The sequence below is a fragment of the Enterobacter cloacae complex sp. 677-3DZ2D5B genome (genome assembly GCF_004136695.1).
Classification (GTDB): domain Bacteria; phylum Pseudomonadota; class Gammaproteobacteria; order Enterobacterales; family Enterobacteriaceae; genus Enterobacter; species Enterobacter hormaechei_C.
Window position 1 is genome coordinate 395,365 of the sequence record NZ_QFLS01000005.1, and the last position, 17,588, is coordinate 412,952.

General features: G+C 56.8%; 17 protein-coding genes. 9 read left to right on the forward strand and 8 right to left on the reverse strand.

Going from position 1 to position 17,588, the window contains the following annotated elements:
• Nucleotides 1-44: 44 nt before the first annotated feature.
• Nucleotides 45-1,079: an outer membrane protein assembly factor BamC gene (bamC, locus tag DD597_RS09180; RefSeq protein ID WP_063158779.1), complete on the reverse strand. Its 1,035-nt coding sequence runs from the start codon at nucleotides 1,077-1,079 to the stop codon at nucleotides 45-47.
• Nucleotides 1,080-1,095: 16 nt separating this feature from the next.
• On the reverse strand, nucleotides 1,096-1,974 hold the full coding sequence (gene dapA / locus DD597_RS09185; protein ID WP_003860542.1) for a 4-hydroxy-tetrahydrodipicolinate synthase: 879 nt from the start codon (nucleotides 1,972-1,974) through the stop codon (nucleotides 1,096-1,098).
• Between the two features lie 145 nt (nucleotides 1,975-2,119).
• On the opposite strand from dapA, the gene DD597_RS09190 reads away from it, so the two are divergent.
• Nucleotides 2,120-2,689, forward strand: coding sequence for a glycine cleavage system transcriptional repressor (locus DD597_RS09190; RefSeq protein ID WP_000213743.1), 570 nt, complete (start codon nucleotides 2,120-2,122; stop codon nucleotides 2,687-2,689).
• A complete protein-coding gene (gene bcp, locus DD597_RS09195) occupies nucleotides 2,689-3,159 on the forward strand; it encodes a thioredoxin-dependent thiol peroxidase (protein ID WP_023325031.1) in 471 nt (156 codons plus the stop codon). The genes DD597_RS09190 and bcp overlap by 1 nt, the downstream gene beginning before the upstream one ends.
• Nucleotides 3,160-3,299: 140 nt before the next feature.
• Here the strand turns inward: bcp and DD597_RS09200 are convergent, their stop codons facing one another.
• Complete coding sequence (locus tag DD597_RS09200) at nucleotides 3,300-4,364, reverse strand: AI-2E family transporter (RefSeq protein WP_023314631.1); 1,065 nt, start codon at nucleotides 4,362-4,364, stop codon at nucleotides 3,300-3,302.
• Nucleotides 4,365-4,584: 220 nt separating this feature from the next.
• Between DD597_RS09200 and bepA the strand changes: the two genes are divergently transcribed.
• Together bepA and arsC are read left to right on the forward strand one after the other, a co-directional pair.
• Nucleotides 4,585-6,048: a beta-barrel assembly-enhancing protease gene (gene bepA, locus DD597_RS09205; RefSeq protein ID WP_023314632.1), complete on the forward strand. Its 1,464-nt coding sequence runs from the start codon at nucleotides 4,585-4,587 to the stop codon at nucleotides 6,046-6,048.
• 13 nt (nucleotides 6,049-6,061) lie between these two features.
• The gene (gene arsC, locus DD597_RS09210; RefSeq protein WP_003860549.1) at nucleotides 6,062-6,418 is read left to right on the forward strand and encodes an arsenate reductase (glutaredoxin); all 357 of its coding nucleotides are present in this window, start codon (nucleotides 6,062-6,064) and stop codon (nucleotides 6,416-6,418) included.
• Here the strand turns inward: arsC and DD597_RS09215 are convergent.
• Nucleotides 6,415-7,239 carry a hypothetical protein gene (locus tag DD597_RS09215; protein WP_003860550.1) on the reverse strand — a complete coding sequence of 275 codons (825 nt, stop codon included), beginning with the start codon at nucleotides 7,237-7,239 and terminating at the stop codon, nucleotides 6,415-6,417. The two genes, arsC and DD597_RS09215, sit on opposite strands and share 4 nt — an antisense overlap.
• A 147-nt stretch (nucleotides 7,240-7,386) precedes the next feature.
• Here DD597_RS09215 and celB point away from each other — a divergent pair, with 147 nt between their 5' ends.
• Genes celB through DD597_RS09230 form a run of 3 tightly spaced genes read left to right on the forward strand, consistent with a single transcriptional unit; the run spans nucleotide 7,387 to nucleotide 11,084 of the window.
• The gene (gene celB, locus DD597_RS09220) at nucleotides 7,387-8,706 is read left to right on the forward strand and encodes a PTS cellobiose transporter subunit IIC (protein WP_003860552.1); all 1,320 of its coding nucleotides are present in this window, start codon (nucleotides 7,387-7,389) and stop codon (nucleotides 8,704-8,706) included.
• Between the two features lie 3 nt (nucleotides 8,707-8,709).
• Entirely contained in the window at nucleotides 8,710-9,666 is a 957-nt protein-coding gene (locus DD597_RS09225; protein ID WP_063944233.1) for a N(4)-(beta-N-acetylglucosaminyl)-L-asparaginase, read from the forward strand.
• On the forward strand, nucleotides 9,666-11,084 hold the full coding sequence (locus tag DD597_RS09230) for a M17 family metallopeptidase (protein ID WP_045337239.1): 1,419 nt from the start codon (nucleotides 9,666-9,668) through the stop codon (nucleotides 11,082-11,084). Before DD597_RS09225 ends, DD597_RS09230 begins: the two co-directional genes overlap by 1 nt.
• An 86-nt stretch (nucleotides 11,085-11,170) precedes the next feature.
• Here the strand turns inward: DD597_RS09230 and DD597_RS09235 are convergent, their stop codons facing one another.
• The 4 genes from DD597_RS09235 to DD597_RS09250 form a co-directional block, all read right to left on the reverse strand.
• Nucleotides 11,171-11,872, reverse strand: coding sequence for a DnaA inactivator Hda (locus tag DD597_RS09235; protein ID WP_211482948.1), 702 nt, complete (start codon nucleotides 11,870-11,872; stop codon nucleotides 11,171-11,173).
• Between the two features lie 96 nt (nucleotides 11,873-11,968).
• Entirely contained in the window at nucleotides 11,969-13,258 is a 1,290-nt protein-coding gene (uraA, locus tag DD597_RS09240) for a uracil permease (RefSeq protein ID WP_003860558.1), read from the reverse strand.
• 82 nt (nucleotides 13,259-13,340) lie between these two features.
• Nucleotides 13,341-13,967 carry a uracil phosphoribosyltransferase gene (gene upp, locus DD597_RS09245; RefSeq protein ID WP_003860560.1) on the reverse strand — a complete coding sequence of 209 codons (627 nt, stop codon included), beginning with the start codon at nucleotides 13,965-13,967 and terminating at the stop codon, nucleotides 13,341-13,343.
• Nucleotides 13,968-14,193: 226 nt separating this feature from the next.
• Nucleotides 14,194-15,624, reverse strand: coding sequence for a 6-phospho-beta-glucosidase (locus DD597_RS09250; protein WP_129256110.1), 1,431 nt, complete (start codon nucleotides 15,622-15,624; stop codon nucleotides 14,194-14,196).
• Between the two features lie 266 nt (nucleotides 15,625-15,890).
• Between DD597_RS09250 and purM the strand changes: the two genes are divergently transcribed.
• Together purM and purN are read left to right on the forward strand one after the other, a co-directional pair.
• Nucleotides 15,891-16,928 (forward strand): phosphoribosylformylglycinamidine cyclo-ligase, encoded by a 1,038-nt coding sequence (gene purM, locus DD597_RS09255; protein ID WP_023300680.1) that lies wholly within the window; start codon nucleotides 15,891-15,893, stop codon nucleotides 16,926-16,928.
• A complete protein-coding gene (gene purN, locus DD597_RS09260; protein WP_129256111.1) occupies nucleotides 16,925-17,566 on the forward strand; it encodes a phosphoribosylglycinamide formyltransferase in 642 nt (213 codons plus the stop codon). The genes purM and purN overlap by 4 nt, the downstream gene beginning before the upstream one ends.
• The last annotated feature ends 22 nt before the right edge of the window (nucleotides 17,567-17,588 follow it).

Here is a 17,588-nt window from a genome sequence, read left to right on the forward strand (position 1 = left end):
CGTAGCACGAAAATAAAAAGGGCTGGAATAACCAGCCCTCACTATTATTTGCTGAATGCGGCCTGGAAGGCAGCGACCAGCGCATCGTTCTGCGCCTGGGTCAGCGTGTGTCCTTTCGGATCGATAAATTGCAGGCTGCTGCGGTTATCGAGGTCGCCGACCTGGATTTTGTAGTCACCGGAAGGCAGCTGTGGATCGCTTGCCCCCAACTCCTGCCAGGCGCTATCAGACAGCGGCTTATAGGTCGCTGTGATACTGCCCGTTGAACGGGTGCTGTCAGTCACCTTCATGCCCACTTTTTCAAGCGTTGCTGGCAGACGCTGCCAGGTCTGGTTAAACGGCGCACGCACCACCAGCATCGGCAGACCGGTATCGTCTGCACCGCTCTGCACATCAAAGGTTGAGCCGTTACGGTTCTGCGCGGCGTTTGCGGCATCGGTAGCGTTCTTATCCAGACCCGCTGCAATCACGTTCAGCATTTCAGTGCTGTAGCGCTGCATGGCGGACGGATCGGCAACCGGTTTACCTGCCTGCTCAAGATTCAACAGCTTAACGGTAACCGCCTGCTGATAACCCTGCGGCTTAACGGAGACTTGATAACGACCACGGTACTGCTGGTCTTCATCGAGACGGTTCCACTCAATCCAGTCGGTAGTTAAAGCTTGGCTGGCGTCGTCGCGTTTATCAATCGTATAGTTTTTCGACTGAATGAAGCTTACAACCTGCGGCCACAGCGTTGTACCGCGTGCGCTTTCCACCAGCAGAGAAGCTGTATCACCGGTGAACTGCGTGCGCGCGCCGCTCACGAGCGCCAGAGGCTGAGCTGGCGGACGAATATCGAGCGCTTTACCCACCAGGCCGCTGCCGTTGGTAACCGGAATATTATAATCACCGTTCTGGATCGGCAGGATCATGCCGGCAGGCGCGTGAAGTTCAGCAAGCGGCGGCGCATCCAGATAGGATTCATCACCGCTCACCTGGCGCTTGTAGCGCGAGTCTGAACTACAGGCAGCGAGGAGCATAACAAGCGAAACACCCGCAACCTTCGCCAGGCGCGACTTCTGTACTGAATAAGCCATCAAATCTCCCTAAACTTTACAGCAAACCGGCATGCTTCAGCGCGCCAGCGACAATTTCACGACCGTGGTCGGTAATCGGTGTCATTGGCAGACGCAGCGTGTCGGTTGCTACAAGCCCCAACTCCTTACATGCCCATTTCACTGGGATCGGATTGGGTTCGACAAATAATTTATTGTGCAACGGCATCAGACGCTGATTAATCACGCGAGCTTCATCAAAGTGACCGGCTGCGGCCAGTTTGCACATGTCAGCCATATCGCGCGCCGCCACGTTCGCCGTCACGGAAATCACGCCGTTACCACCGAGCTGCATAAAGTCCAGCGCGGTCGCATCATCACCGCTCAACAGGATAAAGTCGTCTGAAACCAGCTCTTTGATCTGATGAACGCGGCTTAAGTTCCCTGTCGCCTCTTTAATCCCGATAATATTTTTTACTTTCGAGAGACGGCCAACGGTTTCCGGCAGCATATCGCAACCGGTACGGGACGGAACATTATACAGAATTTGTGGCAAGTCAGTATGTTCAGCGATGGCTTTGAAATGCTGGAACAAACCTTCCTGAGTAGGACGGTTGTAATAAGGGGTCACCGTCAGACAGCCGACAATGCCGCTGTCGTTAAAACGTTGGGTCAGACTGATAGCTTCTGCGGTTGCGTTTGCGCCCGTCCCCGCGATGACCGGAATACGCCCGTCCGCCAGTTCCAGGGTCAGCATCACAACGTCGCCGTGCTCTTCGTGGCTCAGCGTAGCGGATTCACCGGTAGTCCCTACCGAAACGATCGCCGAGGTTCCATTGGCGACATGGTAATCAATGAGCTTCTTCATGCTTGACCGGCAGACATTACCTTTTTCATCCATCGGTGTAACAAGCGCGACAATACTTCCCGTGAACATGAGCCATCCTCTGTGCGAACAAGAGCCTCAATGTTACGTTTGGAACTGTAATAAAAGCAAGCGACCTGAGGCTCTCAGGCGGTTGTATGCATGTTTTTTTTATGCTTTCCTTAGGAAGACTTAACCACGCAAAGGAAGAACAGGTTTGACAACCTCATCACAACATTACCTGGTTATCACTGCGCTGGGTGCTGACAGGCCGGGTATCGTGAATACCATCACTCGCCACGTGAGCAGCTGCGGCTGCAACATCGAAGACAGCCGGCTGGCTATGCTTGGCGAAGAGTTCACGTTCATCATGCTGCTTTCCGGAACATGGAATGCCATTACCCTCATCGAATCTACCCTGCCGCTGAAAGGCGCAGAGCTGGATTTACTGATTGTGATGAAGCGCACCACCGCGCGCCCGCGTCCGGCTCTGCCTGCCACGGTCTGGGTACAGGTTGAAGTGCCTGATTCACCTCATCTGATTGAACGTTTTACGGCGCTGTTTGACAGCCATCAGATGAACATTGCCGAACTGGTTTCCCGCACACAGCCGGGCGATGAAAACGCAATCCCGACGCTGTTTATTCAAATTACCGCACACAGCCCTGCCTCGCAGGATGCGTCAAATATCGAGCAAGCGTTCAAAGCCCTCTGTACAGAATTACACGCGCAAGGCAGTATAAGCGTCGTCGATTATTCGCAGCACGAACAGGATGGAGTTGAGTAATGAACCCACTGAAAGCCGGTGATATCGCACCGAAATTTAGCTTACCGGATCAAGACGGCGAGCAAGTAAATTTGACCGACTTCCAGGGACAGCGTGTTCTGGTCTATTTCTACCCGAAAGCCATGACCCCGGGCTGTACCGTACAGGCCTGCGGTCTACGCGACAACATGGATGAGTTGAAAAAGGTCGGTGTGGAAGTGCTGGGCATCAGCACCGATAAGCCAGAGAAGCTGTCACGTTTTGCGGAAAAAGAGCTGCTGAACTTCACGCTGCTTTCCGATGAAGACCACCAGGTTTGCGAGCAGTTTCGCGTCTGGGGTGAGAAGTCCTTTATGGGCAAAACGTACGACGGTATTCACCGTATCAGCTTCCTGATTGGCGCTGACGGTAAAGTTGAGCACGTGTTTGATGATTTCAAAACCAGCAACCACCACGACGTGGTGTTGAAGTGGCTGAAAGAGAACGCGTGATCATTTTAGTGCCGGGTGGCGCTGCGCTTACCCGGCCTACAAGGTATATGCAAAACGGTAGCGCATGCTACCGTTTTTAGTGTTTGCCCCCCTCTCCCCGTGGGAGAGGGTTGGGGTGAGGTCATCAGCCCGCACTAAATCTACTTATCTTCCACCGCCGGCACATCCGGCCACGCGTGGACCACGGCTTTAATCAGCGTCGCCAGCGGAATGGCGAAGAATACCCCCCAGAATCCCCACAGCCCGCCGAAAATCACCACTGACAGGATAATCACCAGCGGATGCAGGTTAACGGCTTCTGAGAACAGCACCGGTACCAGCAGATTTCCGTCCAGTCCCTGAATAATCAGGTATACGGCGAAACAGCTCCAGAACTCCGTACCCAGACCAAACTGGAACAGCGCCACCCCCACAACCGGAATGGTCACCACAAACGCGCCGATATACGGGATCAGAACCGAGAATCCGACCAGCACCGCCAGCAGCAGCGAGTAGTTCAGCCCGAAGATCACGAAGCCAATCCAGGTCGCCACGCCCACCACAATCATCTCCAGCACTTTGCCGCGAATGTAGTTGGTGATCTGCTGGTTCATCTCCTGCCAGACCTGACCGGCGAGACCGCGATTGCGCGGCAGCACGCGGCGCACCGCGTTCAGCATCTGCTCTTTATCTTTGACCAGGAAAAACACCATTAGCGGCACGAGAACAAGGTAAACCGCCAGCGTCAGCAACCCCACCAGCGAGGCCAGAGAGTATTTCACCACCGAATCACCCATGGTCATGATGCGGGCGCGCATGTTTTCGGCCATCGCATCGATAATCCCGGCGTCCATCAGCGCAGGATAGCGGCGCGGCAGCGTGGCGGCAAAATCAGACAGTTTATTCAGCATGCCGGGCATATCACGGATCAGGTAGATCCCCTGTTGCCAGGCGATGGGCATCACCACGAAGGACATCAGCAGCAGAATACCGACAAACAGCACCAGGACAATGCTGGTCGCCCAGCGGCGGGAACAGCCGATATGTTCCAGACGCGCGGTGGGCCACTCCAACAGATACGCCAGTACAATCGCCACCAGTAGCGGTGCCAGCAGGCCACTAAAGAAGAACAGGATACCGAATCCGGCAACCAGAATGACCAGCAAAGCAATGGCTTCCGGGTCGCTAAACCGACGCCGATACCACTGCATTAACATTTCGAGCATACAACCCTTCCCTGAATCGAATGGCGGGAGTGAGACGGTGAATTGTATCTAACTGTCACAAAAAAGACTTTCCTTTTTGTTTCACTGTCAGGTTTCGCAACACCCTGATGAATGGGATTTTCTTCATCTCTTAACACGGCTACACTCGCAGAGCAGCGGAGATGAACGTTATGCGGGTTCATCGGTCAAATTAGCACATCCAAAATACAGGACAGTGGTTATGTTCAGGCAGTTGAGAAAAACACTGGTTGCGACACTGATTGCCGCCGTGACGGTGGGTCAGGTGTTGCCCGCTTTCGCTGACTCGTCCGATTCATTGCCGGACATGGGCACCACGGCAGGAAGCACGCTCTCCATCGGGCAGGAGATGCAGATGGGTGATTATTACGTACGCCAGCTACGCGGCAGTGCTCCGCTGATTAACGACCCTTTGCTGGTGCAGTACATCAACGGTCTGGGGATGCGGCTGGTGGCGCACGCCGACTCGGTAAAAACGCCCTTCCATTTCTATTTAATCAATAACGACGAAATCAACGCCTTCGCCTTCTTTGGCGGGAACGTGGTGCTGCATTCGGCGCTGTTCCGTTATTCCGATAACGAAAGCCAGCTGGCGTCCGTCATGGCGCACGAAATTTCGCACGTCACCCAGCGCCATCTGGCGCGTGCAATGGAAGATCAGAAGCGTAACGCCCCCCTGACCTGGGTGGGCGCGCTGGGTTCCATTTTGCTGGCGATGGCCAGCCCGCAGGCCGGGATGGCGGCGCTTACCGGGACGCTGGCGGGGACGCGTCAGGGGATGATCAGCTTTACCCAGCAGAACGAGCAGGAAGCAGACCGCATCGGCATTCAGGTTTTACAGCGTTCCGGCTTTGACCCGCAGGCCATGCCGAGCTTCCTGGAAAAACTGCTCGACCAGGCACGCTACTCGTCGCGCCCGCCTGAAATTCTGTTGACCCACCCGCTGCCGGAAAGCCGACTCTCGGATGCCCGTAACCGTGCCAACCAGATGCGTCCGGTCGTGGTGCAGTCTTCGCAGGATTTCTACATGGCCAAAGTGAGAACGCTTGGCATGTACAACTCCGGTCGTAATCAGCTCACCAGCGATCTGCTGGACGCGCTGGCGAAAGGCAACGTGCGCGAGAAGAACGCGGCGCAGTATGGTCAGGCGCTCCAGGCGATGGAGGCCAGCAAGTACGATGAAGCGCGTAAAGCGCTACAGCCGCTGCTGGCGTCGGCGCCTGACAATCCGTGGTATCTTGACCTCGCCACCGATATCGATCTGGGGCAGAAAAAAGCGACCGATGCGATCAATCGTCTGAAAGGGGCGAAAGACATTCGCAACAATCCGGTATTGCAGCTTAACCTGGCGAACGCCTACTTACAGGGCGGCCAGCCCGGCGAGGCGGTGATCATTCTGAACCGCTACACCTTTAACAATAAAGATGACCAGAACGGCTGGGAACTGCTCGCCCAGGCCCAGGGGCAACTGGGTAACCGCGATCAGGAGCTGGCCGCGCGTGCGGAAGGCCTGGCGCTGGCGGGTCGCCTCGATCAGGCCATTTCCCTGTTGAGCAGCGCCAGCTCACAGGTGAAGCTTGGCAGCCTGCAACAGGCCCGCTACGATGCGCGAATCGACCAGCTGCGCGGCCTGCAACAACGCTTTAAGCCGTACGAGAAGATGTAATAAAGGAGAAGTCATGACAGACGCGGTAAAAATTTACCATAACCCTCGCTGCTCCAAGAGCCGCGAGACGCTGAATCTGCTGAAGTCTAACGGCATCGATCCGGAAGTGGTGTTGTATCTGGAGACGCCGCCGGATGCGCAGACGATCCGCCAGCTGCTGAAGATGCTTAACATGGGCAGCGCACGCGACCTGATGCGTCAGAAAGAAGATCTGTATAAGTCGCTTAATCTGAACGATACCAGTCTCACAGAAGATCGGCTGATTCAGGCGATGGTCGACAATCCAAAGCTGATTGAGCGCCCGATTGTGGTGGCGAACGGCAAGGCGCGTATCGGCCGTCCACCGGAAGACGTGCTCGGGATCGTCTAATCGTTACGCCGCAGCGCTTCCAGAAACGCCTGCGGCGTACGCTCTCCCAGCTTTTTCTGCGCTTTTCCCCGGTTGTAAAACTCACACAGTTGGATCAACAGCGCTCCCGCCGGTTCACTGTTCACCCGCGGAATGATCTCACGTAACGGCACGGTGGCCTGAAGGGCAAGATAATACTGTGAATGCACTTTTACGGTGACGTTATGCTCCGGCAAGTTCACTGCCAGCCCAAAAGTCTCAACAGATTGAATATCAGCCGGACAGGCAGCCAGCACCTCGTTCGTCCAGCGGGTCAGCAACTGCGGCGAGACACCGGCATAAAGCCGGGCGTAGCACCAGCCGCTAACGGGTTCACGCGCCCAGAGCAGGTGTTGCTCCCCACCGTCGTCCATATGCAGCGATAGCGGCTGATGATGCAGAAGTAGCTTCTGCGGCATGATACCGGCCTTCAGCGCCTTTTTGCCCTGCAACGACGCCCCCTTTTGTCTTACCGAAGCCGGTTTGAGGTAGCGGTTCAGGGTCGCGCGGGAAACGGCGATCCCGAGTCCGTCATTCACCAGCAGCAGCAGTTCATCCAGCGGTGCACCGGTGATATCACGCAGAGCATTTATTAGTGCTGCCTGCTCTTGTCTCAACGCTTTATGTATCACTTTTGGCGTGGTGTGGTTATCCGAAACCTGGTCGCGGTTGCGCCAGCGCCTGACGGTGGTGACCGAGATACCCAACTCAACGGCAAGCTCTCTGTCGCTTTTATCTGACTGCTGAAGATAACGACGGATACGCGGTGTGGTGGTGGCGTTGGCATGCAGTTTGATTTCCATCGCGTCTCTCTCCGCAACTAATCTTATGAGATTTATATCAGAGCAGCGAATGCTTTGTGACCGATTTCACCTTTCGCTCGCCGCGCTTCACTGATAATCCACAGACATAACATAAACAACACCTCTCAATCTTGTACGGAGTTCACAATGAACAATGTTCTGGGATTTCTTGAAGCAAAACTGATGCCGCTGGCGGCGAAAACGGCCCAGCAGCGTCATCTTGGGGCCATTCGTGGGGCCTACGTTTCATTCATGCCGTTTATCATCGTCGGCTCCATCCTGCTGGTGATCTCCTCCTTCCCGAATCAGGCCTATCAGCAGTTTATGTCTCAGGCCTTTGGTGAGAGCTGGAGTGCGATTATAGAGATCCCGTTTAACGCGGTGTTCTCAACCATGTCGCTGTTTATCAGCTTCCTGGTGGCCTACCGCCTGGCTGAGCATTATGGCGAGGACCGCATCTCCTGCGGCATCCTGGCGCTGGTCGCGTTTCTGATCCTGACGCCCTTTATCAAAGTGGCGGAAAACGGCGGCATTACCGTGATGCCGGTGGAGTGGATTGGCAGCAAAGGGCTGTTCGTGGCGATGATCGGTTCCCTGCTGTGGACGGAACTGTTCTGCTGGCTGAAGCGCAAAAAGCTGGTCATCAAAATGCCGGACGGCGTGCCTCCTGCGGTGCAGGAGTCGTTCGCGGCCCTGATCCCGGCCCTGCTGGTGATGATTCTGGTGCTGCTTATCCGCATCATCTTTGAAAACACCCACTACCACACCATCCACCAGTTTATTTATGAAGTGGTTGCCACCCCGGTGCGCCACTACGGCACCTCTTATTTCGGGGCGCTGATGACCGTATTCAGCATCACCATTCTGTGGTCAGTGGGCATTAACTCAGGTTCGATGATCAACGGGATTATTCGTCCGCTGTGGATGGAGAACCAGACCGACAACATCGCCGCGATTCAGGCGGGAACGACGCCGCCGCACATCATCACCGAACAGTTTTTTGACATGATCTGGATGGGCGGCGCGGGCGCCACGCTGTCGCTGGTGATTGCGATGCTGATTTTCGCCCGCAGCAAAAACATGCGCGAAGTGGCGCGCCTCGGTGCGGGTGCCTCGGTGTTTAACATCAACGAACCGATTCTCTTTGGCCTGCCGGTGATCATGAACCCAATCATGCTCATCCCGTTCAATCTGGTGCCGCTGGTGCTGGTCACCGTGCAGTATTTGGCGATGAAAATTGGTGCGGTCGCCGTCACCACCGGGGTGTTTATCCCCTGGACGCTGCCGCCGGTCATCAGCGGCTTTATTGTCACCGGGCACCTGAGCGGCAGCGTGATGCAGCTGATCAACCTGCTGATTGGCGCCATGCTGTACCTGCCTTTCATGCGTATCCTGGATAAACAGTACCGCGCGGCGGAAATAGCCAGCGTTACGCAAACCGACACCACCCTTGCAAAACAGGAGTAAAGCATGTGGGGAATTATCGCAACCTGGCGAATGGCGCTTGAAGGGGTAACGGAATCCGCGTCTGCCCTGGCTGCGGGCAAACCTGTCGCTGCGGCGGTAGTGGATGCCGTCGCCGCCGTCGAGGACTTTCCGTTTTATAAATCCGTCGGCTACGGCGGGCTGCCCACCGAAAACGGCGAGGTAGAGCTGGACGCGGCCTATATGGACGGCGACACGCTGGCGTTCGGCGCCGTGGGGAATCTGGTGGATATCGCCAACCCAGTGCGCGTGGCGCACGCGCTCAGCCGCCAGCGCTATAACAGCCTGCTGGTCGGCCAGGGCGCGCGCGAATGGGCGCTGAGTCAGGGCTTTGCCGATAAAACCATGCTCACGGATCGCGCCATGCAACACTACCGTAAGCGCTGCCGCGAAACGCTGGATAAGGGGTTAAGCCCCTACGACGGACATGACACCGTCGGCATCATCGGCCTCGATAAACAGGGCTCGATGAGCGTCGCCACTTCCACCAGCGGCCTGTTTATGAAAAAACGCGGTCGCCTCGGTGACTCACCCATCATCGGCTCCGGCTTTTACTGCGACAGCGAAACCGGCGCGGCCACCGCCACGGGCGTCGGTGAAGATCTGATGAAGGGCTGTACCAGCTACGAAATCGTTCGCCGGATGGCGCAAGGCATGACGCCGCAGCAGGCGGCGGATTCGGTCGTGTTCGAACTGGAAGACAAACTGATGTCGCGCTTCGGTCGCGCGGGCGATCTCTCCGTGGTGTGCATGAACAGCAAAGGAGAATTTGGCGCCGCGACCAACATCAAAACCTTCTCGTTCGTGGTGGCGACGGCTCGCCAGCCCCTCACCGTTTTCCGTACTGAACGCCTGCGGGAGAAAACGCACTATCACGCGGTAGATGATGAGTGGATGCAGGCCTATGCCGCGCGGATCCGCGCACCGATTGAGGAGTTATGATGATCACGTACCAGTTTATCAACGCGCTTTCAGACGCGAAGCCGCAGAGCCATTTGATTGCGCGCGCTGACAGTTCCCTGTTACCGGATAGCGCTCTTATCGCTGAAATGCGCCAGCAGAGCACCGTCGCGGACGCGCGCTTTGGCTGCGCGCCGTTTGCCCGCATCACTCTGTTGCCGGATGCGCTCTGGCATGACGCCCTGACCGAAGGGTTGATCACGGCCCTGCGACCGCTGCTTACCGCCCCCGCCAGCGCCGAACTCGTGCTGGACGTGACGGATATCGACGATGTGGTGCTGGCGCAGGTACTGCGTTTTCTCTTTAATCAGGCGCACATGCTCAGTGACCTGAAGCTGAAGAAGACGGACGAAGCGCTGCGCCTTACCTGCATCACTGCCCTCTGCCTGCCGGAACAGCAGGCGAAGCTGGAGACGACCTTCCGCCAGCAGCAGGCCATTGCGCTCGGCATGGTTGCGGCACGACGTCTGGCGGATATGCCATCCGACCGCTGTACGCCGCAGTTTGTGGTGGAAGAGGCGCAAAAACTGTGTGCCGCCAGCCCTGCTCTGCGCTGCGAGGTGTTGGATGAAAAGCAAATTGTTGAGCAGGGGCTGGGGCTACTGCACGCCGTTGGCAAAGGGGCGACCTGCCCGCCTCGCCTGCTGGCTATTCACTATAACGGCGTGTCTGATGGCCCGGTGCGCTGCTACGTGGGAAAAGGCATTACCTTTGACACCGGCGGCCTGTGGCTGAAGGAAGGCGCGGGCATGTACACCATGAAATATGACATGTGCGGCGCGGCTAACGTGCTCGGGCTGATGCTGACCGTTGCGGAGCTGAAATTACCCGTGCGCATCATGGGCGTGCTGGCGCTGGCGGAAAACGCCATCGGCCCCGACGCCATGCAGCCCGGCACGGTGGCAACAGCCTGCAACGGCATTACGGTGGAAATCAACAACACCGATGCCGAGGGCCGGCTGGTGCTGGCAGACGCTATCGCCTGGGCGAGTCAGCGCCATCCGCAGGCGCATTATATTATTGATATGGCGACCTTAACCGGAGCGGTGGTGAAAGCGCTGGGGTATGAGCTGAGCGGGCTGATGACCCAGGATGAGCCGTTGCGTCAGGCACTGACGCTCGCGGGCAAACGGAGCGGCGACGAGGTGTGGTCCCTGCCGCTGGATGCGAGGCTGAGAAAGCAAACCGACAGCGCGATTGCCGATCTGTGCAACACGCCGACCAACAATGCGGCGATCAGCGCCTCGGCGGCGTGGCTGCTGCACCATTTCTGCCCGCCGACTATTCCGTGGGCGCATCTGGATATCAGCGGGACGGCGCTGTGGCGAGAAAACGGACGGAGCGTGGCGTCGGGAAGACCGATTCCGCTGCTGGTGGAGCACTTGTTGGGGGATCTTTAGCCGGGTGGCGGCTGCGCCTTACCCGGCCTGCAAGGTATGACGGGTTTTCGTAGGCCCGGTAAGCGCAGCGCCACCGGGCAAAAAACTCAAAGCTTAAGAATATCTTTCACAAACGGAATGGTCAGCTTGCGCTGGGCGGTGATGGAGGCGCGATCGAGCTGATCGAGCGTATCAAAGAGCGTGCGCATCTCCCGATCCAGACGCTTGAGCAGGAAGCGCCCTACGTCTTCCGGCAGTTCAAATCCGCGCAGTCTGGCGCGCAACTGAAGTGCCTGGAGTTTGTCTTCATCCGACAGCGGTTGCAGCTTGTAGATTTGCCCCCAGTCCAGACGAGACGCCAGATCCGGCAGCCCCAGATTGAGCTGGCGCGGCGGACGATCGCCGGTGATCAGCAGCCGGGTTTTGCCCGACTCCAGAATGCGGTTGTAGAGGTTAAAGATCGCCATTTCCCACGGTTCGTCCCCCGCCACGCATTCGATATTATCAATGCAGACCAGGGAGAGATGTTCCATGCCCTCCAGCACCTCAGGCACAAACCAGGTGCGTTTATCCAGCGGCACATAGCCTACCGCGTCACCGCGCGCAGAAAGCTCCGCACAGGCGGCATGCAGCAGGTGGCTGCGTCCCGCGCCTTCGCGTGACCAGATATAGATGTATCCGCTGTGTTCCTGGCGCAGCACGTTTTGCAGTGCAGCCAGTAAAGAGGGGTTATCACCCGGCCAGAAACTCGCGAAAGTTTCATCGTCAGGGAGATAAAGTGGCAGAGAGAGCTGTGCCGGTCCGTTCAGAAATACCTCAACCAGAGATCTTACATAAAATCGGAATGGAGTTTAACACGGAACCTGCAAGGAGAGAACCGGGCGATCCTTCGCCCGGCATGACGATCAATGTGGCGCTTTTTCGCTGTCGTCCGCGTCCAGCACCACCTCTTCCGGGCGGATCACCGAGATCAGCTTGAAAATCAGGCTCAGGCCGACGCCGACGATGGTCGCCAGCGCCATACCCTTCAGCTCTGCCGCGCCGATGTGCACCTTCGCGCCGCTCACGCCGATAATCAGGATAACGGAGGTCAGGATCAGGTTCTGCGCCTTGCTGTAATCCACTTTGGATTCAATCAGCACGCGAATACCGGAGGCACCGATCACCCCGTACAGCAGCAGAGAAACGCCGCCCATCACCGGCACCGGGATAATCTGGATCGCTGCCGCCAGTTTACCAACGCAGGAGAGCAGAATGGCGATGATCGCCGCGCCGCCGATAACCCAGGTGCTGTAGACGCGGGTGATCGCCATTACGCCGATATTCTCACCGTAAGTCGTGTTTGGCGTGGAGCCGAAGAAACCAGAGATGATGGTGGAGAAACCGTTGGCAAACATGGAGCGATGCAGGCCCGGGTCGCGGATCAGGTCGCGCTTCACGATGTTCGCCGTCACCACCAGGTGGCCGACGTGCTCAGCAATCACCACCAGCGCGGCAGGCAGAATGGTGAAAATGGCGAACCATTCAAAGCGCGGGGTGTAGAAGGTTGGCAGCGCGAACCAGTGCGCCTCGGCAATCGGGGTGGTATCCACAACGCCCATCACGAAGGAGAGCGCGTAACCCGCCAGCACGCCGATCAGGATTGGGATAATCGCCATAAAGCCGCGGAAGAGGACGGAACCGAATACCGTCACGCCCAGCGTCACCAGCGAAATAATAATGGTTTTAGAATCCGGTGACTGACCGTCCGCAGGCAGCAGCCCAGCCATGTTCGCCGCCACGCCCGCCAGCTCCAGGCCGATGACGGCAACGATGGCCCCCATTGCCGCAGGCGGGAACATCACGTCCAGCCAGCCGGTACCGGCTTTCTTCACGATGAAGGAGACCAGGCAGAACAGCACGCCGCACATGATGAAGCCGCCCAGCGCGACCTCATAACCCAGCGGCAGCAACAGCAGTACCGGGGAGATAAACGCGAAGCTCGACCCGAGATAGGCCGGGATTTTGCCTTTACAGATGAAGAGGTAAAGCAGCGTACCGATGCCGTTAAACAGCAGCACGGTAGCCGGGTTAATGTGAAACAGGATTGGCACCAGCACGGTTGCGCCAAACATGGCGAACAGGTGCTGCAAACTAAGCGGGATTGTCTGTAAAAGCGGCGGTCTTTCACTCACCCCGATAGCACGGCGCGTCATAGTGTTTTCCTCTGAGTGTCATTGTTGGTTTTTATTCAAAAAAAAGCCGACTATCAAAGTCGGCTTCTTTATCGTTATTCGATTATTTAGTACCAAAAATCTTATCGCCGGCATCGCCGAGCCCCGGGATGATGTACCCGTGCTCGTTCAGTCCCTGGTCGACAGACGCGGTATAGAGTTCAACGTCCGGGTGCGCTTTTTCCAGCGCCGCGATACCTTCCGGCGCCGCAACCAGCACCAGCACTTTGATGCTGCTGCATCCCGCTTTTTTCAGCAGGTCGATGGTGGCTATCATCGAACCGCCGGTCGCGAGCATCGGGTCAACCACCAGCGCCATACGCTCATCGATGTTAGAGACCAGCTTCTGGAAGTACGGGACCGGCTCAAGCGTCTCTTCGTTACGGTAGATACCCACCACGCTGATACGCGCGCTTGGGACGTGCTCCAGCACGCCTTCCATCATGCCCAGACCCGCACGCAGGATTGGCACCACGGTAATTTTTTTACCTTTGATCTGCTCAACCTGTACCGGGCCGTTCCAGCCTTCGATGGTCACTTTTTCCGTTTCCAGATCAGAGGTCGCTTCGTAGGTCAGCAGGCTACCCACTTCAGAAGCCAGTTCGCGAAAACGCTTCGTGCTGATGTCATGCTCACGCATCAGGCCCAACTTGTGTTTAACGAGTGGGTGTTTCACTTCCACAATCTTCATTCTCTTTCTCCTCTGAGGTGGCATCCGCAAAAAAATCGCGGGATTATACCGCTTTTTTCGGATTAGGCCATACCCATCTTGCTTGACGTATATCAATCAAAGTGATTTAGAGACAAAAAAACCGGAGGCGAAGCTCCGGCTTGGGTGCGGGTTCTGCCCGGTGGCGCTGCGCTTACGCGGGCCTACGTGTAGTGTAGGTCGGGTAAGCGTTAGCGCCACCCGACAATTACAGGTTATCGCCGTTGCTGGCAATCACCTGCTTATACCAGTCGAACGATTTCTTCTTGCTGCGGTTCAGCGTGCCGTTACCTTCGTTATCTTTATCGACAAAGATAAAGCCGTAGCGTTTCTTCATCTCGCCGGTGCCGGCAGAGACCAGGTCGATACAGCCCCACGGCGTGTAGCCCATCAGATCCACGCCGTCTTCCACCACCGCTTTTTTCATCTCGCGGATATGGGCGGAAAGGTAGTCAATGCGGTACTGGTCGTTCACCGTGCCGTCGCTCTCCTGCACGTCGATCGCGCCAAAGCCGTTTTCCACAATAAACAGCGGCAGCTGATAGTGATCCCAGAACCAGTTCAGGGAGTAGCGCAGCCCGACAGGATCGATCTGCCAGCCCCAGTCCGATTTCTGCACGTACGGGTTAGAAACCAGGCTCTTGCTCTCGTCGTAATCCAGCGTCGGATTATCCGCCGTCGCTTTGGTAGCGAAAGACATGTAGTAGCTGAACCCGATGTAATCCACGCAGCCCTGCGTCAGCGCCACTTTATCTTCTTCGGTAATATCCAGCGCGAAGCCGCGACGTTCAAAGTAGTTGAGCAGATGCTGCGGATACTTGCCGCGCACGTGAACGTCGGTGAACCAGTAGCGGCGATGCATGGCGTTCATCGCCATCATCATGTCGTCCGGGGCACAGGTCAGCGGATAGATGGGGCACATGGCAATCATGCAGCCGATTTGCAGTGACGGGTTGATCTCGCGCCCCGCCTTCACCGCCAGAGCACTGGCCACCAGCTCATAGTGCGCCGCCTGGAACATCACCGGCTCGCGATCTTCTCCCGGCGCATATTTCAGCCCGGAGTTGGTAAACGGCGCAAAGTCTTCGTGGAAGTTGGCCTGGTTGTTGATCTCGTTAAAGGTCATCCAGTACTTCACTTTATGCTGGTAGCGCTCAAAAACGACCTTCGCGAAGCGGACAAAGAAGTCGATCAGCTTACGGTTGCGCCAGCCGCCGTATTCCGTCACCAGGTGGAAAGGCATCTCGAAGTGGGAAAGCGTGATCACCGGCTCGATGCCGTGCTTCAGGCACTCGTCGAACAGATCGTCATAGAATTGGAGTCCCGCTTCGTTCGGCTCCAGCTCGTCGCCTTTCGGGAAGATACGCGTCCAGGCGATGGAGGTGCGAAAGCATTTGAACCCCATTTCGGCAAAGAGTTTGATGTCTTCTTTATAGCGGTGATAGAAGTCGATGGCTTCGTGGTTTGGGTAATTTTGCCCCTCCATCACGCCGTTGGTGATTTCACGCGGTACCCCATGGGCACCTGCCGTCATGACATCGGCAACGCTCACGCCCTTGCCGCCCTCTTTCCAGCCGCCTTCAAGCTGGTGCGCCGCAACGGCCCCACCCCACAGAAAACCTGCTTTAAATCCTGACATTCGCTATCCCTCATTCTGCGTTATTTTCTGCAAAAACAGTTACAGAAACCGGTTTCAGTTTGATGATGTGCAAAGGGGATTGCCGTTGCAAGCAGATCGCCGAAACCGGTTTCATTTTCGTGAACAGAGTCAAGTTTGTTGCCCTGGACAGGCCGCACAGAAAAAAAGATCCCCACGCCGAGAATAGGCTCGCAAACGTTTGCCTGGACTGTTAGAATTGCGCCGATTTTTCTTACTAGCTATGCAATCGCGTGGGGATTTAAGCCGTGACCAACAAAACTTCTCTCAGCTACAAAGATGCCGGTGTTGATATTGACGCAGGTAATGCGCTGGTTGACCGAATCAAAGGTGTGGTGAAAAAAACCCGCCGCCCGGAAGTGATGGGTGGCCTGGGTGGATTCGGCGCACTGTGCGCGCTGCCGCAAAAATATCGTGAACCTGTGCTGGTCTCGGGTACGGATGGTGTCGGTACAAAACTGCGCCTGGCGATGGATCTTAAGCGTCACGATACGATTGGTATCGATCTGGTGGCGATGTGCGTCAACGACCTGGTGGTACAGGGCGCTGAGCCGCTGTTCTTCCTGGATTACTACGCGACCGGCAAGCTGGACGTGGATACCGCAGCCAGCGTCATTAACGGTATCGCCGAAGGCTGCCTGCAATCCGGCTGTGCGCTGGTCGGCGGTGAAACCGCAGAAATGCCTGGCATGTATCACGGTGAAGATTATGACGTCGCAGGCTTCTGCGTCGGCGTGGTAGAAAAATCAGAAATTATCGACGGCAGCAAAGTGGCTGACGGCGATGTGCTGGTTGCGCTGGCCTCCAGCGGTCCGCACTCCAACGGCTACTCTCTGGTGCGTAAGATCCTCGAAGTGAGCGGTTGCGACCCGCTGACCACCGAGCTGGACGGCAAACCGCTGGCCGATCACCTGCTGGCCCCGACCCGCATCTACGTGAAAAACGTGCTGGAGCTGATTGAGAACGTTGACGTGCACGCCATCGCTCACCTTACCGGCGGCGGCTTCTGGGAAAACATTCCGCGCGTGCTGCCGGATAATACCCAGGCGGTGATCGACGCCTCCTCATGGCAGTGGCCGTCCGTCTTCAACTGGCTGCAAACCGCAGGCAACGTGAGCGAGCATGAAATGTACCGCACCTTTAACTGCGGCGTGGGCATGGTTATCGCCCTGCCCGCCAGCGAAGCGGATAAAGCGGTTAAGCTGCTGACAGAAAAAGGTGAAAACGCGTGGAAAATCGGTACGATTAAAGCTTCCGATTCCGAACAGCGTGTGGTCATTGAATGAAAAACATCGTGGTGCTCATTTCCGGCAACGGAAGCAATTTGCAGGCAATCATAGACGCCTGCAAACAGAAGAAAATCAATGGCACCATTCGGGCAGTATTCAGCAACAAGGCCGATGCATTCGGCCTTGAGCGCGCGCGGGAAGCGAACATTCCTGCGCACGCGCTGGAAGCCAGCCAGTTCGCCGGGCGTGAAGCCTTTGACCGTGAGCTGGTGCAGGAGATTGACGCCTACGCGCCTGACGTGGTGGTGCTGGCAGGCTACATGCGCATCCTGAGCCCGGCTTTTGTTGCACACTACGCCGGACGACTGCTCAATATCCACCCTTCCCTGCTACCAAAATACCCCGGTCTGCACACCCATCGTCAGGTGCTGGAGAACGGCGATGAGGAGCATGGTACCTCCGTGCATTTCGTTACCGACGAGCTGGACGGCGGTCCGGTCATTTTGCAGGCAAAAGTACCGGTCTTTGACGGTGACAACGAAGACGACGTGACCGAACGTGTACAGGCTCAGGAACACACCATTTATCCGCTGGTGGTAAGCTGGTTTGTTGACGGCCGTCTTGAGATGCGCGACGGCGCAGCCTGGCTGGACGGAGTGAAGTTGCCCCCGCAGGGTTATGCTGCCGAAGAGTAGTCTGTTTGAATTGCCCGGCGGC